The sequence below is a fragment of the Kitasatospora sp. NPDC033851 genome (genome assembly GCF_055576085.1).
Window position 1 is genome coordinate 332,219 of record NZ_JBVIRL010000003.1, and the last position, 25,284, is coordinate 357,502.

25 protein-coding genes are annotated in these 25,284 nt (G+C 71.9%); 15 read left to right on the plus strand and 10 right to left on the minus strand.

The window, feature by feature from the left end:
• Positions 1-3: 3 nt before the first annotated feature.
• From ACZ51D_RS08265 to ACZ51D_RS08275, 3 genes are all read right to left on the minus strand, one after another.
• On the minus strand, positions 4-1,494 hold the full coding sequence (locus tag ACZ51D_RS08265) for an FAD-dependent monooxygenase (protein WP_465615486.1): 1,491 nt from the start codon (positions 1,492-1,494) through the stop codon (positions 4-6).
• Positions 1,495-1,641: 147 nt separating this feature from the next.
• Positions 1,642-3,342 carry a phenylacetic acid degradation protein PaaN gene (gene paaN, locus ACZ51D_RS08270; protein WP_465615488.1) on the minus strand — a complete coding sequence of 567 codons (1,701 nt, stop codon included), beginning with the start codon at positions 3,340-3,342 and terminating at the stop codon, positions 1,642-1,644.
• Positions 3,343-3,510: 168 nt separating this feature from the next.
• Positions 3,511-4,773 carry a hypothetical protein gene (locus tag ACZ51D_RS08275; RefSeq protein ID WP_465615490.1) on the minus strand — a complete coding sequence of 421 codons (1,263 nt, stop codon included), beginning with the start codon at positions 4,771-4,773 and terminating at the stop codon, positions 3,511-3,513.
• 169 nt (positions 4,774-4,942) lie between these two features.
• Between ACZ51D_RS08275 and ACZ51D_RS08280 the strand changes: the two genes are divergently transcribed.
• A complete protein-coding gene (locus ACZ51D_RS08280) occupies positions 4,943-5,527 on the plus strand; it encodes a TetR/AcrR family transcriptional regulator (protein ID WP_360498112.1) in 585 nt (194 codons plus the stop codon).
• A gap of 190 nt (positions 5,528-5,717) precedes the next feature.
• Here ACZ51D_RS08280 and ACZ51D_RS08285 read toward each other — a convergent pair whose 3' ends face one another.
• Complete coding sequence (locus tag ACZ51D_RS08285; RefSeq protein ID WP_360498110.1) at positions 5,718-6,188, minus strand: Lrp/AsnC family transcriptional regulator; 471 nt, start codon at positions 6,186-6,188, stop codon at positions 5,718-5,720.
• A 148-nt stretch (positions 6,189-6,336) separates the two neighbouring features.
• Here ACZ51D_RS08285 and pdhA point away from each other — a divergent pair, with 148 nt between their 5' ends.
• The 4 genes from pdhA (at position 6,337) to ACZ51D_RS08305 (ending at position 11,763) form a co-directional block, all read left to right on the plus strand.
• Complete coding sequence (pdhA, locus tag ACZ51D_RS08290; RefSeq protein WP_360498108.1) at positions 6,337-7,476, plus strand: pyruvate dehydrogenase (acetyl-transferring) E1 component subunit alpha; 1,140 nt, start codon at positions 6,337-6,339, stop codon at positions 7,474-7,476.
• Complete coding sequence (locus ACZ51D_RS08295; RefSeq protein ID WP_360498106.1) at positions 7,476-8,471, plus strand: alpha-ketoacid dehydrogenase subunit beta; 996 nt, start codon at positions 7,476-7,478, stop codon at positions 8,469-8,471. Before pdhA ends, ACZ51D_RS08295 begins: the two co-directional genes overlap by 1 nt.
• Positions 8,472-8,476: 5 nt before the next feature.
• Positions 8,477-9,835, plus strand: a complete 1,359-nt coding sequence (locus tag ACZ51D_RS08300; protein WP_465661763.1) for a dihydrolipoamide acetyltransferase family protein — start codon at positions 8,477-8,479, stop codon at positions 9,833-9,835.
• 233 nt (positions 9,836-10,068) lie between these two features.
• Positions 10,069-11,763 carry a globin domain-containing protein gene (locus tag ACZ51D_RS08305; RefSeq protein ID WP_465661614.1) on the plus strand — a complete coding sequence of 565 codons (1,695 nt, stop codon included), beginning with the start codon at positions 10,069-10,071 and terminating at the stop codon, positions 11,761-11,763.
• A gap of 12 nt (positions 11,764-11,775) precedes the next feature.
• Here ACZ51D_RS08305 and ACZ51D_RS08310 read toward each other — a convergent pair whose 3' ends face one another.
• Positions 11,776-12,318, minus strand: a complete 543-nt coding sequence (locus ACZ51D_RS08310; protein WP_465615497.1) for an NUDIX domain-containing protein — start codon at positions 12,316-12,318, stop codon at positions 11,776-11,778.
• Positions 12,319-12,493: 175 nt separating this feature from the next.
• On the opposite strand from ACZ51D_RS08310, the gene ACZ51D_RS08315 reads away from it, so the two are divergent.
• Positions 12,494-12,919 carry an SsgA family sporulation/cell division regulator gene (locus tag ACZ51D_RS08315; protein WP_465615499.1) on the plus strand — a complete coding sequence of 142 codons (426 nt, stop codon included), beginning with the start codon at positions 12,494-12,496 and terminating at the stop codon, positions 12,917-12,919.
• A gap of 94 nt (positions 12,920-13,013) precedes the next feature.
• Here the strand turns inward: ACZ51D_RS08315 and ACZ51D_RS08320 are convergent, their stop codons facing one another.
• Positions 13,014-13,394 (minus strand): phage holin family protein, encoded by a 381-nt coding sequence (locus ACZ51D_RS08320; RefSeq protein WP_465615501.1) that lies wholly within the window; start codon positions 13,392-13,394, stop codon positions 13,014-13,016.
• Between the two features lie 108 nt (positions 13,395-13,502).
• Here ACZ51D_RS08320 and ACZ51D_RS08325 point away from each other — a divergent pair, with 108 nt between their 5' ends.
• From ACZ51D_RS08325 to ACZ51D_RS08350, 6 genes are all read left to right on the plus strand, one after another.
• The gene (locus ACZ51D_RS08325) at positions 13,503-13,820 is read left to right on the plus strand and encodes a cupin domain-containing protein (RefSeq protein ID WP_465661616.1); all 318 of its coding nucleotides are present in this window, start codon (positions 13,503-13,505) and stop codon (positions 13,818-13,820) included.
• A 58-nt stretch (positions 13,821-13,878) separates the two neighbouring features.
• Complete coding sequence (tenA, locus tag ACZ51D_RS08330; protein ID WP_465661618.1) at positions 13,879-14,547, plus strand: thiaminase II; 669 nt, start codon at positions 13,879-13,881, stop codon at positions 14,545-14,547.
• A gap of 282 nt (positions 14,548-14,829) precedes the next feature.
• A complete protein-coding gene (locus ACZ51D_RS08335; protein ID WP_360498092.1) occupies positions 14,830-15,030 on the plus strand; it encodes a DUF5326 family protein in 201 nt (66 codons plus the stop codon).
• A gap of 319 nt (positions 15,031-15,349) precedes the next feature.
• Positions 15,350-17,158, plus strand: a complete 1,809-nt coding sequence (gene thiC, locus ACZ51D_RS08340; protein WP_465615505.1) for a phosphomethylpyrimidine synthase ThiC — start codon at positions 15,350-15,352, stop codon at positions 17,156-17,158.
• A gap of 83 nt (positions 17,159-17,241) precedes the next feature.
• Positions 17,242-18,726 (plus strand): hypothetical protein, encoded by a 1,485-nt coding sequence (locus tag ACZ51D_RS08345; RefSeq protein WP_465661620.1) that lies wholly within the window; start codon positions 17,242-17,244, stop codon positions 18,724-18,726.
• 112 nt (positions 18,727-18,838) lie between these two features.
• Positions 18,839-18,991 carry a thiamine biosynthesis protein ThiC gene (locus tag ACZ51D_RS08350; RefSeq protein WP_465615509.1) on the plus strand — a complete coding sequence of 51 codons (153 nt, stop codon included), beginning with the start codon at positions 18,839-18,841 and terminating at the stop codon, positions 18,989-18,991.
• Positions 18,992-19,100: 109 nt separating this feature from the next.
• Here the strand turns inward: ACZ51D_RS08350 and ACZ51D_RS08355 are convergent, their stop codons facing one another.
• Positions 19,101-19,532, minus strand: a complete 432-nt coding sequence (locus tag ACZ51D_RS08355; protein ID WP_465661622.1) for a hypothetical protein — start codon at positions 19,530-19,532, stop codon at positions 19,101-19,103.
• Between the two features lie 425 nt (positions 19,533-19,957).
• Here ACZ51D_RS08355 and ACZ51D_RS08360 point away from each other — a divergent pair, with 425 nt between their 5' ends.
• Positions 19,958-21,595, plus strand: coding sequence for an ice-binding family protein (locus ACZ51D_RS08360; RefSeq protein ID WP_465661764.1), 1,638 nt, complete (start codon positions 19,958-19,960; stop codon positions 21,593-21,595).
• 135 nt (positions 21,596-21,730) lie between these two features.
• Here the strand turns inward: ACZ51D_RS08360 and ACZ51D_RS08365 are convergent, their stop codons facing one another.
• On the minus strand, positions 21,731-22,174 hold the full coding sequence (locus tag ACZ51D_RS08365) for a CBS domain-containing protein (protein ID WP_465661624.1): 444 nt from the start codon (positions 22,172-22,174) through the stop codon (positions 21,731-21,733).
• 258 nt (positions 22,175-22,432) lie between these two features.
• Between ACZ51D_RS08365 and ACZ51D_RS08370 the strand changes: the two genes are divergently transcribed.
• Positions 22,433-22,876 carry a DUF5994 family protein gene (locus ACZ51D_RS08370; protein WP_465615867.1) on the plus strand — a complete coding sequence of 148 codons (444 nt, stop codon included), beginning with the start codon at positions 22,433-22,435 and terminating at the stop codon, positions 22,874-22,876.
• Between the two features lie 302 nt (positions 22,877-23,178).
• Here ACZ51D_RS08370 and ACZ51D_RS08375 read toward each other — a convergent pair whose 3' ends face one another.
• Positions 23,179-23,553: a VOC family protein gene (locus ACZ51D_RS08375; protein ID WP_360498082.1), complete on the minus strand. Its 375-nt coding sequence runs from the start codon at positions 23,551-23,553 to the stop codon at positions 23,179-23,181.
• Between the two features lie 41 nt (positions 23,554-23,594).
• A complete protein-coding gene (locus ACZ51D_RS08380; RefSeq protein ID WP_465661626.1) occupies positions 23,595-24,194 on the minus strand; it encodes a dihydrofolate reductase family protein in 600 nt (199 codons plus the stop codon).
• Positions 24,195-24,343: 149 nt separating this feature from the next.
• Here ACZ51D_RS08380 and ACZ51D_RS08385 point away from each other — a divergent pair, with 149 nt between their 5' ends.
• Positions 24,344-25,240 carry a LysR family transcriptional regulator gene (locus ACZ51D_RS08385; RefSeq protein WP_465661627.1) on the plus strand — a complete coding sequence of 299 codons (897 nt, stop codon included), beginning with the start codon at positions 24,344-24,346 and terminating at the stop codon, positions 25,238-25,240.
• The last annotated feature ends 44 nt before the right edge of the window (positions 25,241-25,284 follow it).

Genomic DNA, 25,284 nt, shown 5'->3' on the forward strand with positions numbered 1-25,284 from the left:
GGGTCAGGCCGGGGTGCCGAGCCAGGTGGTGAGGGCGGCGCGCAGTTCGCCCTGGCCGGGGTCGACGGCGCCCCAGGCGACGTAGCCGTCCGGGCGGATCAGCAGGACGGTGTCGCGCAGCTTGCCGTGCGGGTCGGCGGGGGCGGCGGAGACCATGCGGTCGGCCCAGGGCTCGGCGGCGGCCAGCTCGTCGTTGCTGACGAGGACGAACCTTCCGGCGCGCAGCGCCTCGTAGAGCCGCTCGGGCGCGGCCGGGCCGCCCTCGACGGGCTGGCTGAGGGCGGTCAGCCGCAGGTCCGGGACGCGCTTGCCGACCTGCGGGTGGGCGTCCTTGGGCGCGGGGTAGGAGATGCCGATGCCGGAGACCAGCCGGGCGCCGCGCTCGCTGACCAGGTCGAGGTGGCCGCCCAGCGCGGTGAGCGCCCCGCGCAGGGCGCGGGTGGGGGCGGACTCGGCGAGGGCGAGCCGGATCAGCGCGCCGGAGGTGCGCAGGACCGTCTTGCCGACCGGGTGCCGCTCGGTCTGGTAGGTGTCCAGCAGGGCGTCGGTGGCCTGCCCGCGGAGGGCGGCGGCGAGCTTCCAGGAGAGGTTGGCGGCGTCCTGGAGGCCGGTGTTCATGCCCTGGCCGCCGGCCGGGGAGTGGCAGTGGGCGGCGTCGCCGGCCAGGAAGACCCGGCCGGAGCGGTAGTTGGGGGCCTGGCGCTCGTCGCTGTGGAAGGTCGAGCTCCAGCGCACGTCCTGCAGGCCGTAGTCCTCGCCGAGGATGGCCCGGGCGAGGGCGGTGAGCTGCTCGGACGTGGGGGCGGTGCCGTCCGGGAAGCGCTCGTTGCGGTCCCAGGCGATCATCCGGAACCAGCCGTCGCCGAACGGGGCGAGGAAGGCGAATCCGGTCTCGTTGGCGCCGACGGTGATCGCCTCGGCGGGTTCGCGGTCCAGCCGGACGTCGGCCAGCACCACGGAGTCGACCACCGATTCGCCGGGGAACGGGATGCCGAGCAGGTCGCGGACAGCGGAGTGGACGCCGTCGGTGCCGACCGCGTACGCGGCGCGGTGGGTCCGGCCGTCGGCGGTCTCCAGGGTCACGCCGTCGGCGTCCTGGCGCAGTCCGGTGACCTCGGCGCCGCGCAGCAGGGTGGCGCCGGCCTTCTCCGCGCGCTCCAGGAGCAGCCGTTCGACGTTGTACTGCGGGGTGATCAGGACGAACGGGAAGCGGGTCTGCAGCGAGCCGAGGTCGACGGTGAAGCGGTCGAACATCTTCAGCGAGCCGAGCGGGCGGCCGGTGGCGATGAGGTCCTCGGCGAGGCCCCGGGCGTCCAGCAGCTCCAGGCTGCGGGCGTGCACGGCGAAGGCCCGGGTGAGGTTGGACTCGGCGGCCCGCTTCTCCAGCACGGTGACGCCGACGCCGGCGGCGGCGAGGTCGCCGGCGAGCAGCAGCCCGGTGGGTCCGGCACCGACGATCAGGACGTCGGTTTCGGTCGTCGGCTTCACGGCCATGTATCAGCTCCCGTTGTTCGGAGGGCGGTTGGACGCCGTTCCCGGCGTTCTCCCAGCCTCCATCATCGCTGGCCCGGCGGGAGCTGTGAACCGCCGGGCCCCGGCGGTGGGTGACCGCCGGGGCCCGGCGGGTGCCGGTGCGAACGCTCAGCTGTGCCGGCGGATCTCCACCGTGCGGAACCGGTTGGCGACGAACGCGCCGTCGCAGTAGGCGGAGTTGGCGGCCGGGTTGGCGCCGGTGCCGTGCAGGTCGGAGAAGGCGGCGGTCTGGTTGGGGTAGACGCCGCCGGTCAGGTTGAGGGAGAGCGAGACACCGGAGTCCAGCGCGGCCTCGACCAGCAGCGCCTCCACCTCGGGGGAGGTGGTGTAGCCGGAGGCCGTCATGGCGCCCTTCTCGCGGACGGTGGTGCGCAGCAGTTCGATGCCGGCGGCGGTGGACTCGACGGCGACCGCGAAGGAGACCGGGCCGAAGCACTCGCTGCGGAAGACCGAGCGGTCGTCCGGCTTGTCGGCGTTCAGCTTGACCAGGGCGGGGGTGCGGAGGGTCGCGCCGGGGAACTCCGGCGAGGTCACCGCGCGCGGGGCGAGGGCGAGCTCGCCGTACTCGCCGCCGGCCGCGGCGGCCGAGCGCTGCAGCACGCCCGGGTTGACCACGGCGCCGAGGATGGCGGCGGCGCGGGCGTCGTCGGAGAGCAGGCCCTCGATCGCGCCGGCCAGGTCGGCGACCACCTCGTCGTAGGTCTTGTCGCCCTGGTCGGTGCCGATGCCACCGCGCGGGATCAGGACGTTCTGCGGGGTGGTGCACATCTGGCCGCTGTAGAGCGAGAGCGCGAAGGCCAGGTTGCCCAGCATGCCCTTGTAGTCGTCGGTGGAGTCGATGACGACCGCGTTGACGCCGGCCTTCTCGGTGTACACCTGGGCCTGCTTGGCGTTCTCCTCCAGCCAGTCGCCGAAGGTGGTCGAGCCGGTGTAGTCGATCATCTTGATCTCGGGGCGGACCGCGAGGGTCGCGGCGACGGTGCCGCCCTCGTGCTCGGCGGCCAGGCAGACCAGGTTGGGGTCGAAGCCGGCCTCGGCGAGCACCTCGCGGGCGGTCCGGACGGTCAGCGCGAGCGGCAGCACGGCCCGCGGGTGCGGCTTGACCAGCACCGGGTTGCCGGTGGCCAGCGAGGCGAACAGGCCGGGGTAGCCGTTCCAGGTGGGGAAGGTGTTGCAGCCGATCAGCAGCGCGAGGCCGCGCGGGACGACGGTGAACTCCTTGGTCATCACCAGCGGCTCGCGCTTGCCCTGGGGCTTGGTCCAGCCGGCCTGCCGGGGCAGCCGGGTCTGCTCGGCGTACGCGTAGGTGACGGCCTCCAGACCGCGGTCCTGGGCGTGCGGGCCGCCGGCCTGGAAGGCCATGCCGTAGGCCTGGCCGGTGGTGTGCATGACGGCCTGGGCGAACTCGTGGGAGCGGGCGTTGATCCGGTGCAGGATCTCCAGGCAGACGGCGGCGCGCTCCAGCGGGGAGGCGGCGGCCCAGCCGGGGCGGGCCGCGGAGAGCGCGGCGATCAGCCCGTCCGGGTCGGCGTGCGGGTAGGTGATGCCCAGCTCGACGCCGTACGGGGAGGCCTCGCCGCCGACCTGGTCGCCGTCGGTGGGGTGGCCCTCGAGGGCGAAGGGCTTGCCGAGCAGGGCGTCGAAGGCGGCCTTGCCGTCCGCCGGGCCGCTCTCGCCGTACGCCTTCGGGAACTCGGGGTAGGGCGACCAGTAGTCGCGCTTGGCGGCGGCGGTGAGCGCGGCGTCCAGGGTGGCCTGGTGGCGCTCGACCAGCTCGCTGACGAGGGGGTGGGTGACCGCTGCGGACATCTGTGCGCTCCTCAGAGGGGAGGACGGGACACGTCACAGAGTAACCGAACGATCGGTCGGCTCAAGAGGGTGCAGCGGTGGGAATCCGCCGGAACGGACGGAGGGCGCGTCCGTGGCGGACGCGCCCTCCGTGGGCCCGGACGAACCGGCCTGTCGGTCGGGGCCGGTTTACGGCACACCCAGCTCGAACAGCACGTACCCCCCGTACCAGCCCGAAGCGATCGCGCCGGTACCCAGCACGGCGGCCAGCACCGGCCAGCTCAGCTTGCGCATCCCGATCGCCGGCGCGACGAACAGCGGGAACGCGGGCAGCAGGTAGCGCGAGGTGTTGCCGAAGATGCCGAGGCTGCCCAGCACCGAGACGATCGTGGCCAGCGTGTAGGCGGTCACCACCAGCGGCGGGCGCAGCCGGATCATCAACACGATCAGCACCGGCAGGCTGAGCACGATCAGGGTCGCCAGCAGATCCGGCACCGGGAACGCGAACGGGTAGTCGCCGCGGCCCAGCAGCACGCCGCGGATCGCGTGCCAGGTGCCCTGGCCCCCGTCGAAGTAGTGCAGCCAGGCGTCGTGCTGCAGCCGGAAGTACCCACCCCACTCGCCCATCCGCCAGCCCACCCAGCCGACGTAGCCGAGCAGACCGAGCGGGGCCAGCAGCATCGCGGCCAGCGGGCGCAGCACACCGCTCTCCCGCCGGTACAGCTCGACCAGCGCCGCCAGGCCCACCGCGCCGATCAGCGCCGCCGCGGTCGGCCGGTTCAGCCCCGCGACCAGGGTGACCACCCCGGCCGTGACCCACTGCTTGGTCATCACGAAGTAGCAGGCCCAGGCGGCCAGCGCGACGAACGTGGAGTCCGAGTACACCGCCCACTCGGCCCCCGAGCCCGGGGCGATCGCCCAGATCCCGGCCGCGATCACGCCCGCCCGGACGTCCCCGGACAGCTTCTCCACCACGGCGTAGATCCCGGCGGCGGCGAACAGCGAGGCCACCACCGACACCAGCATCCCGGCGCCGTACAGGCCGAGGCCGGTGACGTCCGAGGTCAGCCGCATCAGGCCCGGGTAGAGCGGGAAGAAGGCGGCCGAGTTCTGCTCGACGTTGAAGCCCTCGGGCCCCGGGATCGCGACCAGCGCCGGGTGGTAGCCGAACTGGGCCACCTGCTGGTACCACCAGCCGTCCCAGCTGGCCAGCACGTCCCACGGGTTGGCGCCGCCGCCGAACCGGGCGGGCTTCTTGGCGTAGTCACCGGCGAAGGAGAGCAGCTTCATGAACACGGTGAAGCCGATCAGCTTCAGCACCGCGTAGCACCACACGGCCGGGCCGAAGCGGATCACCAGGGCGCGGCCGCGCTCCTGCCAGGTGCGCGGGTCCTCCGGCTCCCCGCTGCGCTGCTCGGGCACGTCGGAGGCGACTGCCGGTATTACGTTCATCAGCCGTGGACCCCAGCCTGCTGGACGTGGACGGATCGTCCGCAGAGTCTAGGGCCTGCCTTCGAACCCCCGCCTGCGTGGCGACGCTCCCCCAACCTCCGGCCGGGGCCAGTGCGGAGCGGGACGACCCGATCGCGTACCGCGCGGGGCGGCCGGGGATACTCGGAGGATGGCCGATCACACCACGCGCACCGCCTACACCGTGGAGTCACTGCTCGCGGTGACCGTCGACGTCTTCAACGAGCGCGGTTACGACGGCACCTCGATGGAGGACCTGTCCCGGGCGGCCGGGATCTCCAAGTCCTCCATCTACCACCACGTCCGCGGCAAGGAGGAGCTGCTGCGGCTGGCCGTCGGGCGGGCGCTGGACGGGCTGTTCGCGATCCTGGCCGAGCCGGCGGCGGTCGAGGGCCCGGCGGTGGAGCGGCTGGAGCACGTGGTGCGGCGCACCGCCGAGGTGCTGCTGGCGGAGCTGCCGTACGTGACGCTGCTGCTGCGGGTGCGCGGCAACACGGCCACCGAGCTGTGGGCGCTGGAGCGGCGGCGGGACTTCGACCACCAGGTCGCGGAGCTGCTGCGGGCGGCGGTCGCGGACGGCTCGCTGCGCGCGGACGTGGAGCCGCGGCTGGCCACCCGGCTGCTGTTCGGGATGATCAACTCGATCGTGGAGTGGTACCGGCCGGGGCTGAAGTCCGCCGACGGGGTCGCGGACGCGGTGGTGCACCTGGCCTTCGACGGGCTGCGGGCGCGGTAGCCCCTGCCCCCCGACCTCGGCCCCTACCCCTGCCCACGCTCCAGCTCCCCGCCCCAGCCCCCGCCCGCGAGCCGAAGGGGCGCGCCGGTGCCGAAAGGGAGAAGCGAGGAAGCCCTGAGGAACGAAGGGCATTGGAGCGCCGACCGTCGGCACCGGGCCCGAGCGCCCCGGAGGCGAGTGGGCGCAGAAATCAGAGCGCCGGATCCGGGGGGACCTGGTCGGTCTCCTCGAAGACCAGCATGGTGCGGGTGCCGAGCACCTGGGGGATGGACTGGATGCGGTTGAGCACGAGCTCCCGCAGGGCCCGGTTGTCGGCGGTGTGCACCAGCAGCAGGACGTCGAAGTCCCCGCCGACCAGCGCGATGTGTGCCACCCCGGGCAGCTCCAGCAGCTGCTCGCGGACCGTGCGCCAGGAGTTCTGGACGATCTTCAGGGTGAGGTACGCGGACGCGGCCTGGCCGGCCCGTTCGTGGTCCACCCTGGCCGTGAAGCCGCGAATGATGCCGTCCTCGACCATCCTGGAGATCCGGGCGTACGCATTGGCCCGGGACACGTGCACCCGCTCGGCCACCGAGCGGATCGAGGCGCGACCGTCCTGCTGCAGTAGCCGCAGGATCGACCGGTCGACCCGGTCGAGCCTGGACATCTGTTCAGCCGACATGACCCCCCACCCTCACCGTTTGGACGTACTGCCACCAGTCGACCGCCACTCAGGCCGAATGTCCACCACCTTGTCACGCTTCTGGTCAAGATGAACAGACGACCGAACAATCGGTAGGGAGCCCCGCAACCCCTGGAGGTGCCCCGAGATGACCGTTCTCGACCACAGACACCACACAGGCGTGCCCGGCTGGTCGCCCGGGGCCACCGCCCCGCGCACCGACCCGGCCCCCCTACTCCCGGACCTCTCCCCCGTCCGGGTGCTCGGCACCCCCGCGCTGGAGAAGTACGAGCCGGCGCTGCTGCGCGAGCTCTACCGACGTCTGGTCGTCGGCCGCCGCTACAACCAGCAGGCGACCACCCTGACCAAGCAGGGCCGTCTCGCCGTCTACCCGGCGTCCACCGGCCAGGAGGCCTGCCAGGTCGCCGCCGCGCTGGTGCTCGGCGAGCGCGACTGGCTGTTCCCCAGCTACCGCGACACCCTCGCCGTGGTCTCCCGGGGCGTCGACCCGCTGGAGGCGCTGACCCTGCTGCGCGGCAACGCCCACACCGGCTACGACCCGCGCGCCACCCGCACCGCCCCGCTCTGCACCCCGCTCGCCACCCAGGCCCCGCACGCCGTCGGGCTGGCGCACGCCGCCCGGCTGAGTGGCGAGCCGGCCGTCGCGCTGGCGATGCTCGGCGACGGCGGCACCAGCGAGGGCGACTTCCACGAGGCGCTGAACTTCGCGGCCGTGCTCAACGCGCCGGTGGTCTTCCTGGTGCAGAACAACGGCTACGCGATCTCCGTCCCGCTCAGCGCGCAGTCCGCCGCGCCCAGCCTGGCCCACAAGGCCGTCGGCTACGGCATGCCGGGCCGGCTGGTGGACGGCAACGACGCCCCTGCCGTGCACTCCGTGCTGGCCGAGGCCGTCGAGCGGGCCCGCACCGGCGGCGGCCCGACCCTGGTCGAGGCGCTGACCTACCGGATCGAGGCGCACACCAACGCCGACGACGCCACCCGCTACCGCACCGAGCCCGAGGTCGCCGCCTGGCGGGAGCACGACCCGATCCTGCTGATGGAGCGCGCGCTGCGCGAACTCGGCGCACTGGACGACCGGCTGGTGCAGGACGCGGCGGACGAGGCGGAGGCCCTGGCGGCCCGGATGCGGGCCGAGTTCCACGCGGACCCGGAACTCGACCCGATGTCGCTGTTCGCCCACGTCTACGCCGAGCCGACCCCGCAGCTGCGGGAGCAGGCCGCCCAGTTGTCCGCCGAGCTGGCCGCCGAGGCCGAGGTGCAGCACTGATGTCCACAGCTGTCTCTTCCCGTACCGCCTCCATGGCGCAGGCGCTGAACTCCGCGCTGCGGGACGCCATGCGCGAGGACCCGGCGGTGCACGTCCTCGGCGAGGACGTCGGCGCGCTCGGCGGCGTCTTCCGGATCACCGACGGCCTGACCGCCGAGTTCGGCCCGGACCGCTGCCTGGACACCCCGCTGGCCGAGGCCGGCATCCTCGGCACCGCGATCGGCATGGCGATGTACGGGCTGCGCCCGGTGGTCGAGATGCAGTTCGACGCCTTCGCCTACCCGGCGCTGGAGCAGCTGTTCTCGCACGTCGCCAAGATGCGCAACCGCACGGCGGGCCGGCTCCCGCTGCCGATCACCGTCCGCGTCCCGTACGGCGGCGGCATCGGCGGGGTCGAGCACCACAGCGACGCCTCCGAGGCGTACTACACCAGCACCCCCGGCCTGCACGTGGTCACGCCCGCGACGGTGGCCGACGCGTACGGGCTGCTGCGCGCCTCGATCGCCTCCGACGACCCGGTGATCTTCCTGGAGCCCAAGCGGCTCTACTGGGGCAAGACCGAGTTCGACCCGGCGGCGCCGGTCGAACCGGTCGGCCGAGCAGTGCTGCGGCGCACCGGGACGTCCGCCGTGCTGATCACCTACGGACCCTCGCTGCCGGTCTGCCTGGAGGCGGCCGAGACGGCGAAGGCCGAGGGCTGGGACCTCGCGGTGCTCGACCTGCGCACCCTGGTGCCGTTCGACGACGAGACGGTCTGCCGGGTGGTGCGCTCGATCGGCCGGGCCGTGGTGGTGCACGAGGCGAGCGGCTTCGGCGGCACCGGCGCGGAGATCGCCGCGCGGGTCACCGAGCGCTGCTTCCACCACCTGGCCGCGCCCGTGCTGCGGGTCACCGGCTTCGACATCCCGTACCCGCCGCCGATGCTGGAGCACCACCACCTGCCCGGGGTGGACCGGATCCTGGACGCGGTCGCCCGGCTGCAGTGGGAGGACTGAGCATGATGCCCGTCGTGCGGGAGTTCCGGTTGCCCGACCTCGGTGAGGGACTCACCGGGGCCGAGGTGGTGCGCTGGATGGTCGAGGTCGGCGAGGTCATCGCGGTCGACCAGCCGGTGGTGGAGGTGGAGACCGCCAAGGCCGTGGTGGAGGTGCCCTGCCCGTACGGCGGGGTGGTCACCGCGCGGTACGGCGAGGAGGGCGAGGAGATCGCCGTGGGCGCGCCGCTGGTGACGGTCGCGGTGGCGTCGGCGGGCGGGGACTCGGAGGTGCCTGCTGTCGAGTCGCCTGCCAGGTCGACTGCCGGGTCCTCCGCCGGGTCCTCAGCCGGGCTTTCCGCCGAGGTCGAGCGGCCGCTGGTCGGGTACGGCGTCGCGGAGACCGGGAAGGGCGGTCGCCGGCGCCGGGTCGGCGTGGGTTCGGCGGTAGCCGCTCCGGTTGCTCCCGTTGCTCCGGCTGCTCCGGTCGTGGTCGCGGCGGTCCCCGCCGGTCCGGTCGTGGTGCCGGTGATCTCGCCGCTGGTGCGGCGGCTGGCCCGGGAGCAGGGGGTCGACCTGGCCGCGCTCACCGGGAGCGGGCCGGACGGGCTGATCATGCGGTCGGACGTCGAACGGGCGGTCGCCGCCAAGGTGGCCGCGCCGGCGGCTCCCGCCGCGGTGCTCCCGGCGGCCGTCCAGGAGGGTGTCGTCCCGCTGCGCGGGCTGCGCAAGGCGGTGGCCGAGAAGCTCAGCCGCAGCCACCGGGAGATCCCGGCCGCGACCTGCTGGGTGGACGCCGATGCCACCGAACTGATGGCTCTGCGGCGGCAGTTGAACGCGACGCCGGGACCGAAGGTGAGCGTGCTGGCGCTGCTGGCGCGGATCTGCACGGTCGCGCTGGCGCGCTTCCCCGAACTCAACTCCTCGGTGACCGAGGACGGTTCGGGGATCGTCCGGCACTCGGCGGTGCACCTGGGCTTCGCCGCGCAGGGCGAGCGCGGCCTGGTCGTCCCGGTGGTGCGGGACGCGCAGGCCCGCAGCACCGAGCAACTCGGCGAGGAGCTGGGCCGGTTGACCGAGGCGGCGCGCAGTGGCTCGGCCACGCTGGCCGAACTGACCGGCGGTACCTTCACGTTGAACAACTACGGGGTGTTCGGCGTGGACGGCTCCACCCCGATCCTCAACCACCCCGAGGCGGCGATGCTCGGGGTCGGCCGGATCGTCGCCAAGCCCTGGGTCCACAACGGGGAGTTGGCGGTGCGCGAGGTGACGCAGCTGTCGTTCACCTTCGATCACCGGGTCTGCGACGGCGGAACGGCGGGCGGCTTCCTGCGGTTCGTCGCGGACTGCGTGGAGCAGCCGGGGATGCTGCTGCGGCAGCTCTGAGGGCGCCCGCCGCGAGCAGACGGCGGTTGCCCAGGGTGGACGGGGGGCCACCCAGGGCAACCGCGATCGAGTGAGAGTAGCGCGTTCCCGGACCGGGTGTCCGGGCTTCGCGTGATTTGTCGGATGAGCAGTTCGGGCGTGCCACGCTGCCTAGGCGTCAGCAGAGACAAGCCAGGTGGTGGCGCAGGCCGGCCGGAGGCGAAACGATTCTCTTGGGTACTCGAAACGTAGCGGTGAAGTCCCGCAGAACACTTCTGGTCCGCACCGGGCACGGCTCGGCGGGGGTCGCCTCCGTCCCGGGCCTGCCGGAGCTCCCGCCCGAGGGAGTGATGGTGACGGACGCGCCGTCGACGGAGGCGCTGTCGACGGAGGGAACCGTACGGCCGCCGATGCCGCTGGACCCGCCGGACCTGCCGCCGGTGGCGGAACCGGTGGGAAACCTGGAGGCCGTCCGCCCGCTGAACCCGGCGATCCCGGCGATCCCGGCCATGCCCTCCGTGCCGCCGGCCGTGCCGTTCGAACCGCCGGCCGTCCCGTTCCAGCAGTCGGCCGTGCCGTTCGAACCGTCGGCCGTCCCGGCGCCGACCTACCCGGAGGCGGTCTCGACCACCGGCACCTCGCCCGCCTTCCGTCCCTTGTTCGCCGATGCGCCCGGGCTCAACTGGTCAGGTCCGGGCGATAGTTGGAGCGACGCCTGGGGGGCGGTGCCGACGTCCGCCGAGCACCGACCGCCCGCCGTCCCCGCGTTCGGGCACTCCGTCCCCGCCGTCGAAGTCCCCGCCGTCGAACTGCCGCTCACCGCCCGGGACATCGAGCTGATCAGGGCCAGCCTCGCCGCCGTCGAGCCGGTCGCCGACCGGGCCACCGCGCACTTCTACGCGCTGCTCTTCCTGCACCACCCCGAGGTCCGCTCGCTCTTCCCCGCCGCCATGGACGTCCAGCGCGACCGGCTGTTCCGTGCCCTGCTGGCCGCCGCGCGCGGCGCCGAGGACCCGGTGGCCCTGCGCGCCAGGCTGGGCGGGCTCGGCCGTGGCCACCGCCGGTACGGCACGCTGACCGGCCACTACGCCCCGGTGGGGGAGTGCCTGGTGCAGGCGCTGGCCCGGTACGCGGGCGGCCGCTGGGACGCCGACACCGAGCTGGCCTGGCGCCGCGCCTACCGGCTGATCTCCTCGATCATGATCGAGGCCGCTGAGGAGGCCGCCCGCACCTCGCCGCCCTGGTGGCAGGGCGAGGTGGTCCGGCACGAGCGCCGCACCCGGGACATCGCGGTGATCACCGTGTGCCCGGACCAGGCGTACCCGTTCCGCGCCGGGCAGTACACCAGCCTGGAGACGCCCTGGTGGCCCCGGGTCTGGCGGCACTACTCCTTCGCCTCCGCCCCCCGCCCGGACGGGCTGCTGACCTTCCACGTCAAGGCCGTCCAGGCGGGCTGGGTGAGCAACGCGCTGGTCCACCGGGCCGCGCCCGGGGACGTCCTGCGGCTGGGACCGGCGGCCGGCTCGATGACCGTCGACCACACCGCTGGCGCGGACCTGCTCTGCCTCGGCGGCGGCACCGGCATCGCGCCGATCCGCGCACTGGTCGAGGAGGTCGCCGAGCGCGGCGCGTCCGGCCGCCGGGTCGAGGTGTTCTACGGCGCCCGCCGCGCCGCCGAGCTGTACGAGCTGGACGGGCTGCGCGAGCTGGCCCGGGCCCACCCCTGGCTGACGGTGCGCCCGGTGCTGTCCGGCACCGGTCCGGCCGAGGGCGCGCTGACCGGTGAACTGCCCGAGGTGGTGAGCCGGTTCGGCCCGTGGACGGGCCGGGACGCGCTGCTCAGCGGACCGCCCGCGATGGTGCGCCGGGGCGTCGGGGTGCTGCTGCGGTCGGGCGTGCCGGCCGAGCGGATCCGGCACGACCTGGTCGGCGACCTGGCGGCGGGCTGAGGACCCGGGTGATCACCCGAGATCGGGTGCGAGGAGCGCGCGGATGCCCTCGATGTTGGCCGCCAGGTACGACCGCAGCCGGGGTGGGACGACGTTGACCGAGGTGACCCCCTCGCGGGTGAACGGCAGCCGGACCACCTCGTACTCGCCGTTCGGCTCCGTCACCTCCGGCCCGTGCCGCCGGCTGAGGTCCATCGAGGCGAGCCGGCAGACGAAGAAGTGCTGCACCTTGACCCCGTGCGGGTGCAGGAGCGTGCCGTCGTCGTGGTGGGTGTGGCTGATGGTGTCGACGAAGGCGGGCACCACGTCCACGATCTTGCCGCCGAGTTCCTCGTCCACCTCGCGGTGCAGCGCCTCGACCACCGTCCGGTCGCCGCGCTCGACCCCGCCGCCGGGGGTGATCCAGTACGGGTGCGGCGCGCCCGGCCGGACCCGCCGGATCAGCACGATCGAGGCCGGGCCGTACGGATCGTCCGGGTCCAGCTCCAGCAGGATCGCCCGCGCGGTGCGCTTCACGACCGGGCGCGGTGGCGGGGTGCGGTTCTCGGGGTCCATGGCCACCTCCGGGGCAGGAGCGTTGTGCGGAAGTCTCCCGCGCCGGGAATGCGTCGAAACCCGGGGAATGGGTCGAAACGCCGTCGCGAAACCGTCGTAAAACCGTCGAACCGTGTCCGGCCGCCATCGGACCCGGCGTACCGGCCGTCCGGGCAGAACGAGAGGTACTGGCGCCATGCAGCACAGCACAGTCCAGGGTCACCTGGTGATGAACCTCGTGGTCTCGCACGAGCTCTCCGTCCGCATCCCGGCGGAGGTGACGTACCGGGCCGACGATCCGTACGCGGTCCGGTTCGCCTTCCACCTGCCCGGTGACGCGCCGGTCACCTGGTTCTTCGCGCGGGAGCTGCTGCTCGACGGGATCGGCGGCCCGGCGGGCGAGGGCGACGTGCACGTCCACCCGGTCGGCGAGGAGCTCTCGGAGGTCCGCATCGTGCTGAGCTCCCCCCACGGCGAGGCGGTGCTGCGGACCCCGTCGGCGCCGCTGACCGCCTTCCTGGCGCGCACCGACCGGCTGGTGCCGATGGGGCAGGAGCTCACCGGGCGGGAGCTCGACGCCGAGCTCGCGGAGATCCTCAGAGGGCGCGAGAACGCGGGGTGAGCGGCCGAGGGTGCGGTCGCCGCAACGACGGAGGGGCCCGTACCCGGTCGGTCCACCGGGTGCGGGCCCCTCGCGCGTACGCGCACGACGGCGGTCAGTCGTCGTCCAGGGCCAGGTGCAGGCCCCAGGCCACCAGGCTGATGATCAGCGAACCGACCAGTGCGGCCCCGAAGTTGGTCACATGGAAGTCCAGCTCCAGCCGCCCTGACGCCCACGAGGTCAGCATCAGCATCAGAGCGTTGATCACGAAGGTGATCAGGCCCAGCGTGAGGATGAACAGCGGGAACGAGAACAGCTTGACCACCGGCTTGATCAGCCAGTTGACGACGCCGAAAACGACGGCGACGCCGAGCACCGTGAGTGCCTTGTGCTGCCAGTCGGCCTTGCCCTGGGCGAGTTGGATGCCGCTGACGATCCAGGCGGCGACCCAGATGGCCGCCGCGTTGATCAGTGTCTTGATGACGAAACCCTTCATGCCGCCCAAGCCTGGCAGGCACCACCCTCCCGGGGGAACCACCCCACGGCGGGTTGGTGTTGAATGCCCCTGGTTCCGGAGGTGGACGAACGAGGAAGGACGGCGCCGGTGAAGCTGTTCCGGCTGGACGAACTGGACGCCGAACGGGCGGCCAACGACGGCGCGTACCTGCGGTTCCTGCGCGAACCACAGATGTCCGCCGGGCTGTACGCGCTCTCCCCCGGCGACACCGACCCGCAGACCGCGCACGACCAGGACGAGATCTACCAGGTGATCAGCGGCCGGGCCGAGCTGACCGTCGGCACCGAGACCGCGACCGTCGCGCGCGGCACCGTGGCGTACGTCCCGGCCGGCACCCCGCACCGGTTCCACCACATCACCGAGGAACTGCGGGTCCTGGTCGTGTTCTCGCCGCCCGAGGCCTGAACCCCGGGGACTGAACACCGGGGCCTGGGCTTCGGCCCGGCCGTCTAGGGTCGTTCGTATGACCCGCAGCCTCACCGAAGAACTCTGGGCGGCCATCGAGCCGGTCTACGCCGAGATCCTGGCCCACCCCTTCCTCGCCGGCCTCACCGACGGCACCCTGCCGCGCGAGGCCTTCCGCCACTTCGTCGTCCAGGACTCGCACTACCTGCGCGACTACGCCCGCGCCCTCGCCGTCTGCGCCGCCAAGGCGCCCGGCGAGGAGGACGTCCGGGCCTTCGCCGACGACGCGGTCGGCGCGCTGGCCGCCGAGCAGGGCATGCACGCCGAGTTCCTGACCGCCTTCGGCGGCACCGCCGCGCAGGCCGCCGCCGAACCGGTGCTGCCCACCACCCGGGCCTACACCAGTTACCTGCTGGCCACCGTCTACGGCGGCTCCTTCGCCGAGGCCGTCGGCGCGGTACTGCCCTGCTACTGGATCTACGCCCGGGTCGGCGAGGCGCTGCTCGCCCAGGGCTCCCCCGACCCGCTCTACGCCCAGTGGATCGCCACCTACGGCGACGAGGCGTTCCAGTCGGTGGTCCGCCGGGTGCTGGCGCTCACCGACCGGCTCGGCGAGGAGCTCTCCCCGGTCGAACGCCGCAAGGTGGTCGAGCACTTCGTGACCACCTCGCGCTACGAGTGGATGTTCTGGGACGCCGCCTGGCGCGGCGAGCGCTGGCCGGTCTGACCGGCGTCCGACCGGCGTCTGACCGGCCGCCGACCAGCGGCGGACCGGCGGTGGACCGGTTCCCGGCCGGTGCGGCGCGGGCCACCTCGGGGGCCTTCTAGGGGATCTCCCCGGAGGTCGGCGGAGGGTGTCCCCGGGGGTCGGGGTCGGGGTGATCTCGGGGTTCTCTCCGGGCCGTTGGGCCTCGTTCCGGCACTCGGGCCCCCGTACGATCGAAGTATCGAAAGCAAGCGGGATGCGGCACCGGACGGCGGCCGACCCAAGGGGAGAAGAGGAACGGACATGGCTGAGCTCTGGAAGTCGCTGCCCTCGTGGGTGCGCAACATCGTCATCCCGGTGCTGGTCCTGGTGCTGGCCTGGAACGTCGTCGCCTTCGTCTTCGGCGTCGTCGGGGCGCTGCTGAGCATCGCGATCAAGCTGCTGGTGGTGGTCGGCATCGCGGCCGCCGTGGTGATCCTGGTGAAGAAGGCCGCCAAGAGCTGACCCCGCTCCTCCATCGCCGCCCTGAGGCCCGGTCCCCGTCACGGGGAGCCGGGCCTCGGGCGTTCCCCGAGCCGAGGGGATCCGCCGGTGGGCGTGCCCGTCGCTCCGCCCGTGGCGTCACCCGTGGACCCCCTCTGGACCTGCGGCGATCGGCTCGCTACGGTGTTGGGCGTCATGTGCAGGCAACACCGCCTGCGACGCGGGAGCTCGGAGCACCGGGCTGAGAGGACGCTGACCGGACCGTCGACGGACGGACCGACGGCTGCGTCGACCGCAGGAACCTGGACCGGGTAATGCCGGCGTAGGGAGTAGAGGTCAGATGACCACGTTCGAAGCACAGCCGCAGCCTGCCCAGAGCACCCCCAGCAGTGAGCGCACCGGCTACCCGACCCCGGCCTGGCGCAAGGCCTACCGCGAGGGATCCCGCCCCGACCTGCGGGTCCCCTACCGCGAGGTGCGGCTCACCAACGGCAAGGCCGTCCCGCTGTACGACACCTCCGGCCCGTACACCGACGCGTCGTACGAGCCCGACGTCCGACGCGGCCTGCCCGCGCTGCGCGACGCCTGGATCCGCCAGCGCGGCGACGTCGAGGAGTACGACGGCCGCGAGGCGCGCCCCGAGGACGACGGGATCAAGCACACCGCGCCGCGCGGCGGAAACCTGCGCAACCTGGACGCCGTCTTCCCCGGCCGCCCGCGCCGCCCGCTGCGTGGCCGCGGCGGTGTCGCCGTCACCCAACTCGCCTACGCCAAGGGGGGCGTGGTGACCCCCGAGATGGAATACGTGGCACTGCGCGAGGGCCTGGCGCCCGAGTTCGTGCGCGCCGAGGTGGCCCGCGGCCGGGCCGTCATCCCGGTCAACGTGAACCACCCGGAGGTGGAGCCGGCCATCATCGGCACCAACTTCCTGGTGAAGATCAACGCCAACATCGGCAACTCCGCCGTCACCTCCTCGATCGAGGAGGAGGTGGAGAAGATGACCTGGGCCACCCGCTGGGGTGCCGACACCGTCATGGACCTCTCCACCGGCCGCAACATCCACACCACCCGCGAGTGGATCCTGCGCAACTCCCCCGTGCCGATCGGCACCGTGCCGCTCTACCAGGCCCTGGAGAAGGTGGACGGCAAGGCCGAGGAGCTGAGCTGGGAGGTCTACCGGGACACCATCATCGAGCAGTGCGAGCAGGGCGTCGACTACATGACCGTCCACGCCGGCGTGCTGCTGCGCTACGTCCCCCTCACCGCCCGCCGCAAGACCGGCATCGTCTCCCGCGGCGGCTCGATCATGGCCGCCTGGTGCCTGGCGCACCACCAGGAGAACTTCCTCTACACCAACTTCGAGGAACTCTGCGACATCCTGGCCACCTACGACGTCACCTTCTCGCTCGGTGACGGCCTGCGCCCCGGCTCGATCGCCGACGCCAACGACGAGGCGCAGTTCGCCGAGCTGCAGACCCTCGGCGAGCTCGGCCGGATCGCCCGCGAGCGCGACGTCCAGGTCATGATCGAGGGCCCGGGCCACGTCCCGATGCACAAGATCAAGGAGAACATGGATCTCCAGAAGGAGATCTGCGACGAGGCGCCGTTCTACACCCTCGGCCCGCTCACCACCGACGTCGCCCCCGGCTACGACCACATCACCTCCGGCATCGGCGCCGCGATGATCGCCTGGTGGGGCACCGCCATGCTCTGCTACGTCACGCCCAAGGAGCACCTGGGCCTGCCCAACCGGGACGACGTCAAGACCGGCGTGATCACCTACAAGATCGCCGCCCACGCCGCCGACCTGGCCAAGGGCCACCCCGGTGCCCAGGAATGGGACGACGCCCTCTCCGACGCCCGCTTCGAATTCCGCTGGGAGGACCAGTTCAACCTGGCCCTCGACCCGGAGACCGCCCGCGCCTTCCACGACGAGACCCTCCCCGCCGAACCCGCCAAGACGGCCCACTTCTGCTCCATGTGCGGCCCGAAGTTCTGCTCGATGAAGATCAGCAAAACCATCAATGAGAAGTTCGGCAACGGCCAGGCCTCGCCGGAGTACGACGAGACGGCTGTCGAGGGCATGAAGGCCATGTCCGAGGAGTTCAAGGCCCACGGCAACAAGGTCTACCTGCCGATGGCCGACTGACCCAGGACACCTGAGCGCCGCCCCGATCACCTCGGGGCGGCGCTCCGCTGTTTCCGGGGCTGCCTCCGGGCACCCGAAATCCCGTGGACGAGGCGGGCGGCCGGGTGCTGCCATGGTGGGACGGTTCTCCGTGCTGGAAATGGGAAACCTGTCGTACCGTCATAGTGGCTGCGCAGAGCTGGTTTTGGGGGAAGCGCATGGTCGGATCAGTGGCGAAGGCGGGAGCGTTCGTGACGCTCGCGGCACTCTCACTCACCGCGTGTGGAGGTTCGTCGGGTCCAGGTGATCCCAAGGAGTCCCGGACGCAGACCTCGGCTGCCGTGCCGTCCCAGTCTGCCGTGCCGTCCCGGTCTGCCGCGCCGGCCCGGTCTGCCGCGCCGGCCAAACCGATTCCGGCGGCGTTCGACAGTACAAGGGGATGGGAGGTCGAGGCGGGCAAGGACGGGAACCTGCGTGGTCCGGCTGTCGCATCCGACGCGGGACTGATCCTGTTCCGTTCGATCTCCGAGGACAAGAAGACCGCGAGCGTCCTCGCCTACGACGCGAAGACCGGCGCGATCCGCTGGCGGAGCAAGCCGGTCGCGAATCCCACGCGCGACAGCCTGGACGCCGACGCCATGGTGTTCGTCACGCACAAGGCCGGTAAGGAATACGTGGTCCTCGCGGTCACGGGTACCGAAGGCGGGGACGGTGTGAACCGGGCGAGCGGCGTCACACGGCTTGCCGCGTACGACACGGCGTCCAGCGGTGAGGCGGCGCCGGTCAAGGAGACCACGGTCCCGGACAAGGCCACCGGTTACGGCGTTCAGCGCGACGGCGGCCTCACCGCGGTGCAACTGGGCCGGTCCACGGCCGTGGTGGACGTGCTCTCGGGCCAGGTCACCACGTACGACCGGAACAACGCCGCCCTGAACGCCCCCAAGCCCTGCGAGCTGGCCTTCGGCTCCTGCAACACCAGTACGGGCGTCACAGCGCTGACCCCGGCCGGCCCGCTGGTTCAGGGCCGGGGCGCCTTCTGGGCGCTCGGCGGCTGGTTCAGCGGCGACGTGGTACCCGCAGGGGCGAGCGCCATCGTGGGCTCCAGCACAGTGACGGCCTACGGATCACCCGATGGCCATGTCGTGGCCGCGTGGCCGTCCACCGGGCACGACAACGACAGGTCCGTCTGGGCCGTGCACGACGGCGGGACCGGCCAAGTGCTCGCCACGGTCGAGTGCACGGGGAAGAAGGCCACGCCCCGACTGTCGTCCGACGGCCGCTACCTGATCGCCGACTTCGCGGTCTTCGACCTTCAGGCGAAGAAGGGCTACTGCTTCGAGGCGACCGGCGCCCGCAACCCCGTTCAACTGACCACGGTGGACAAGGACGGAACGGCGTACGGCAACGCCAAGACACCCGACCAGAACACCGGCGGCCTGAGCGATACACCGACCTCGGTCGTCCTGGCCACCGGCCAGGCATCCGCGCTCCCGGCCGGGACACTCGTCCCGGACCTGATCGGTGCGGACGCCGCGGTCTTCGGCACCGACACCGGCATCGGCCCCGTCCTCGTCTACCCGCGGCGCTGACCCTGCCACGGCACGCCGAGCCGTCCCCGAGTCGCGCCCCGATGCCGCCCAGAAGGCATCACGTCGGCGCATTCAGACGCGATGTGCTGGTTTCGGACTGAAGTTGTCGTCGATGAAGATCTCGCAGAAGATCCGCGACGAGCACGGCGACGGCGCGACGGCCGTCGGCACCGAGTTCGACGCCGAGGCGCTGGCCGGCATGCAGGCCATGTCCGAGGAGTTCAAGGCCCACGGCAACAAGGTCTACCTGCCGATGGCGGACTGACCGCAGGTACCGAGGCGCTGCGCTGGGATCCCGGAAGGGGCGTCCGGCGCAGCGCCTCGAACATGCGGGTGCGCAGGTGGAGTCGGCCGGCGGACTTCTCGGGTGTGCGTCAGAGTCCGAGGATTTCGCGGATGAGGCCGAGCTTGTGCTCCGGGGAGAGGTCCTGGGGACGGCCGACGAGCAGGCCGTTCATGACGGTGGGGACGTCGGAGCCGTCGGGGGCCTGGATGGCGTCGATGACCTGGCAGCGCAGGCCGCCGTCCCGGAGGAATACCCATACGTCGTGTTCCTGCCGCGGCTCCCTGTTCTCTCCCGGGGAGAGCCGCCAGGTCGGGAACCAGCCGAGCCCCTCCTCGGTAAGACTCTCGGCCAGTTCCTCCAGGACGTACTTGCCGAGTCTTCGGCAGCCGAGTTCCTCGCGCAGTTCGCCGAGTGTGACCCTGAGCAGACCGCCTGCGGCGCGGCAGCGCCTGGCCACGGTGCTGGCGCCATTGTCGGCGGACGCGAGCACTTCGTCGTGCGAATTCGTTAGGTCGTTCATGATCGGGCCAACGATTGGGATGACGGGGCGATACGTGATTCACCGGCCCGGACGCGCCCAAGAGGAAAAACGGTACTGCTATGGCGCCGGTGGCGACCTGGGCAGCGGACGCGAAGTATGCCCCCGTCGCTCGGTCACAGGCGAACGACATGCCGGGGCGGGGGGAATCTCCCCGATCGGCGCTGGTGCGTCACTCCGTTGCATCTTTATCGGTCTCTTCTTTCTATGTTGTTGTTGCACGGTGTAGTTAGTCGGTGACTCCTCATCACCTCGCCTGGCCGGCAGCCGCTCTTCGTGGCGCCTCCGGCGCGAGTGCGAGGGGTGGGGCCGGACCGAAAGCTCACCAGCGGCGCTCCGAATCCCCCCTTCGGGTGACGGAGTTCAGCGGCGACAAGAAAGGTCTTTGTCCTATGGCAGTCGATGCCATGTTGTCCGCTCCACCAGAACGAGGGCGTAGACGATCTCGACTCGCGGGAACGTTCGTCCTGCTGTCCGGATTGACGTTGCTTGCGTCGGCCGGTCTGGCCACGATTCCCGCGAATGCCGCAACGGCACAAGTGGGGTTGGGGACCGACACCAGCTATGCGGTCCTCGCGGGCTCAACCGTCACCAACACCGGCTCCAGCGTCATCAACGGCGACCTGGGGCTCTTCCCGGGCACCAGCGTGACGGGCTTCCCCCCTGGAGCCGTGAACGGGGTTCAGCACGTCAACGATGCGCAGGCGGCGCAGGCCCAGTCCGACCTTGTCATCGCCTACAACGACGCCGCCGGTCGGGCCCCCACGGCCATCCTGACCTCTCCCGGCGACATCGGCGGACTGACGCTGACGCCTGGCGTCTACAAGGCGAGCTCGTCGCTCAACCTCACCGGAACCGTCACTCTCGACGCCATGGGCGACCCGAATGCCGTCTTCATCTTCCAGATCGGCTCCACCCTCATCACGGCTCCGTCGAGTGTCGTCAGCCTGGTCAACGGAGCACAGCCCTGCAATGTGTTCTGGCAGGTCGGTAGCTCCGCCACCATCGACGTCAACTCCTTCTTCAAGGGCAACATCCTGGCCCTCACGTCCATCAGCGTGAACCACGCCTCGGTGATCGAAGGCCGCGCCCTGGCGCGCAACGGCGCCGTCACTCTGGACGACAACACCATCACGAGGGCGGCCTGCACTGTCGGCCCCCCTGGGCCGAGTGGCCCGGCTGGGCCGAGTGGCCCGGCTGGGCCTCCTGGTGCTGCCGGTTCTCCGGGTGCGCCTGGTCCCAACGGTGCGCCTGGTCCTAACGGTTCGCCGGGTGCTCCGGGTGCTCCCGGTCCCAATGGCGCGCCTGGTCCTAACGGTTCGCCGGGTGCTCCGGGTGCTCCCGGTCCCAACGGTGCGCCTGGTCCTAACGGTTTGCCGGGTGCTGCGGGTGCTCCGGGTGCTCCGGGTGCTCCCGGTCCCAATGGCGCGCCTGGTCCTAACGGTTCGCCGGGTGCTCCGGGTGCTCCCGGTCCCAACGGCGCGCCTGGTCCTAACGGTTCGCCGGGTGCTCCGGGTGCTCCCGGTCCCAACGGCGCGCCTGGTGCTCCGGGTGCCAATGGTTCGCCTGGCGCCAACGGTTTGCCCGGCGCCAATGGTTCGCCTGGCGCCAACGGTTTGCCCGGCGCCAATGGTTCGCCTGGCGCCAATGGTTCGCCCGGTGCCAACGGTTTGCCCGGCGCCAATGGTTCGCCCGGTCCTGCCGGTCCTGCCGGCCCTGCCGGTCCTGCCGGCCCTCCTGGCCCCGCCGGGCCCACCGGCCCCGTCGCTCCCGTTGGTCCGGCTGGGCCGCCTCATCATCCAGGTGGTCACGGCGGTCAGGAGCACGGCGGCCACGAGCAAGGTGATCACGGCAACGGCCAGGGCGGTCACGAGCAGGGTGGACCGGCCGAACACCCGAAGGGGGCGGGACAAGCACTGGCCGCCACTGGCTCCGGCAAATCGATTGGCATCGCGGTTGGCTCGGCGGCCGCCATCGCCCTCGGAGGCTCGGTCCTCATCCTCGTGAGGCGTAGCGGACGAGCCGCAGCCCGCCGCCGGCACTAGCCCTCGCAGGGAAGCCGACAGGTCTCCCGGAGCGGCGCCCCGGCGGCGCGACGTTCAGGCGGGCTCGGCGGCCGTTGACGGCGTGCTCCGGGAGGCTGACAGGTCTCCCGGAGCGGCGCCCCGGCGGCGCGACGTTCAGGCGGGCTCGGCGGCGAGCAGGCGGTTGGCGGCGAGCAGGTGGTTGGCTCGGTCCGCGGTGAGGACGCCGAGGATGTAACCGTCCTCGTCGATCACGGGCCAGACGGCCAGGCGCTTGATCCGCATCGCGAGCGCGGCCAGGGTCAGACCCATGGTCGGCCACGTGAACGGGCCGCGCTGGTGCGTGGTGGCGCTGATCACGGTCCGCTCGGTGCACCGGGAGCGCGTCAGGAACGGGTGAAGCCCGGCGCGGGTGACCAGTCCCTCGCACCGGCCGTTGTGGTCGCGGACGAGCAGGAAGTCGATGCGGGCGCTGTGGAGGATGTCGTCGGCCTGGTCGACGGTGCTGTCGTCGGCTATCTGGTAGGCGCAGGGGTCCATGGCGTCGGCGACCGTGAGGCCGTGGCCCGGCCGTGCCGACTGCGGGGAGTGAGTGGTCACGGCGTACACCGGTCCCGCCTCCGGGCCGGCCTGGGGCTGCCCGGAACGTCCTTCACCCAGAACGAAGCCGGAACGGGTACCGGAATGCGCGATGCCCTGGATGCCTTCGAGCGTACTCCTGCGGGCCGGACGGCACCTGGGAGACCTCCGCGGAGTACCGTGGGAGACAGCCGAGGACATTCCGAATATCGGCATTCGCGCTGGTGTCGCCCTGGGTCATGATTGGTCCCTCGTGGACCAGACGGGCGGCCTCACATGATGCCGGTCCCTCTCCCCACGCCTTCCTCCCCCGGGCCGTGGTCCGTGCCCGGTGCTCCGCTCCTGCCACGCCTGGTGCTGGAGCCGACGATGACTCGGGAGGGGATCTTCGACGGCGCGTGGTGGCCCCGCTCGAACCACATCCTGGCCGAGCTGCCGGACCTGATCACCGCGCTCGGCGCCCACCTCGGGCCGATCGTTCGGGTCGGCCTCGACACCTCGGCTTGGGGCGAGGTACCCCGGTCCCTCATGGTGAACGGCCTCATGGTCAAGATCAACTGGTTCGCCGGCAGTGACGCGACGATCAGTGTCACCCGGGGCTTCCAGGACCACTTCCTCCTCCTGGTGGTACCGCCCCGCACCGATCCGGAGAACGCTTCCTCGGCGATGGCAGGTGCCTCGGCAACCGGAAACCACACCCCGGCGGCCGAACTCCTGCGTTGAGCCGGCTGCCTGTGGCTTTCCCTGTGCTGGTTCAAGGCCCAGGGCAACCGGATCTGCCTCCCGCCGGCGGACTGACGACGCACCAACGCGGGCGCTGCTCCGGGAGGACTTCCCGGAGCAGCGCTTCGGCTGCGCAGAAATCTGCTCGGTGACCTGGGGCCGTGCCTGGGATGATCCATGCCATGCAGCCTTGGAACGCTTTGAGCCCGACCGTTCGGTTGATCTGCCCTTGACGGCTGTTCGGCTGTTGGCGGGTTGAAGTGCCGCCCCGGCCCTCCCCTGTGGGGTCGGGGCGGCACCCGTCACCGGGGGTACCAGCGGAGTTCGACGGTGTTGCCGTCGGGGTCCTGGACGTAGACGGAGGTGGCGGTGCCGCGGGCGCCGTAGCGGGAGACGGGTCCTTCGAGGACGGTGAAGGTGCCGGAGTCGATGACCTCCTGCCAGTCGAGGGGTTCGACGGTGAGGCAGATGTGGTCGACGTTGGACTCGTTCCGGGGGCGGCTGGTCAGGTCGATGATGGTCTCGGCGGTGACGCGGACGGACGGGAAGGGCGCCTTCCCGGCGCGCCATTCGTCGACGCGGACGGGCTCCAGGCCCAGGAGGCCCGAGTAGAAGGCCAGGGAGCGTTCGACGTCCGAGACGTTGAGGACGAGGTGGTCGAAGGCGACGACGCGCATGGGTGGGTTCCTTCGGTGGGTGGGGGAGGGGAGGGTGGGGGTCAGGCCTGCTGGTAGTGCAGGTGGACCACGCCGGTGCTGAAGGTGGCCGAGTGGGCGAGTCGCAGGGGGATCCGGTCCTGCTCGGTGAACAGGCGGATGCCGGGGCCCAGGACGATCGGGTGGACGAGCAGGTGGAGGTCGTCGATCAGCCCGGCGCGCAGCAGGGTGCGGGTGAGCATGATGCTGCCGGAGAGGCTGATGTTACGGCCCGGCTGCCGCTTGAGCTCGGTCAGTTCGGCGACGAGGTCGCCGCCGAGGACGGTGGAGTTGTTCCACTCGGCCTTGCCGAGCGTGGTGGAGACGACCAGCTTGGGGATCGCGTTGAGGGCGTCCGCCATGTCGCCGCTCTGGAGCGGCCAGGTGGCGGCGAAGGCCTCGTAGGTGCGGCGGCCGAGCAGCAGGGTGTCGGCCGCGGCGGCGAGGCCGCCGACGACGGCGCCCATCTCCTCGTTGAGATAGGGGAAGTGCCAGGTCTCGGGGGCCTCGACGACGCCGTCGAGGGACATGAAGAGGCCTGCGGTGATCCGACGGCCGGTGGCGGCAGTGGCGGCAGTGGCGGCGGCGGTGTCGGCGGGGGTGCTGGGGGCGGTGCTGGTCATGGGGGCCTTCGGGTTCGGCGGTGGTACTGCCGCGGGCGGTTCGGCGCGGCTGGTGACGGGTTCTACGATCCTCCGGGCCGGACCAGCCATCAATGTCTGATGAACGTACGATCGTTGAGCCGGATTCAACGATCGAGGGGTGGCGCGGGATGCTGGAACGGTTGGAGATCGATGTCCTCCTCGCGCTCGCCGAGGAGCTGCACTTCGGCCGGACCGCCGAGCGCTTGCACCTGACCACCGGGCGGGTCAGTCAGGTGGTGAAGAAGCTGGAGCGCCGGATCGGCGGCCAGCTGTTCGAGCGCACCAGTCGGTCGGTCCGACTCACCGCCGTGGGTCGGCAGTTGGTCGATGACCTGGTCCCGGTGGTGGAGGCGACGGCGGCGGCCCTGCGTCGGGCGGAGGACGCCAGCCGGGGGGTCACCGGGCGGCTGCGGGTGGCGTTCCTCGGCGAGTGGACGGCGCCGCTGCTGCTCAAGGCGGCCGCGCTGTTCGGCGAGCGGCACCCCGACTGCCGGGTCGACGTCTGCGAGGTCCAGCTCTCCAACTCCCGGGCGAGTCTGGTGGACGGTTCGGTGGACGTGCTGATCGCCTCCTACCCGTTCGACGGCATGGCCCGCGGCCCGGTCCTGCTGACCGAGCAGCGGGTCCTCGCGGTGGCCGCCGGGCATCCGCTGGCCGGGGAACGGTCGGTGTCGATCGAGGTGCTCGCCGACCACCCCGTGGTGCAGTACCCGGCGGTCACCTCGGTGGGCTTCAAGCGGGACCGCACCCCTGGCCACACCCCGGCCGGCCGCCCGGTGCCCAAGGGACCGGCCGGCGGCACGTTCTCCGAGATGCTCAGCCTGGTCGCCATGGGCCGCGGCGTCCTGCCGGTCGGCGAGCACTCGCGCCGCTACTACCCCCGCCCGGACGTCGCCTACGTGCCGATCCACGACGCGCCCCCGATCGAGCGCGGCCCGGTGTGGCGGGAGGGGAACACGACGGCGCGGGTGCTGGCGTTCGTGCGGGCGGCGGCGGACGCCGCCGGGGTGGCGGGGGCCGGGTGACGGAGGGTGCGCCGGCCCTCAGGAGATGCCGGTCCTCACGAGAT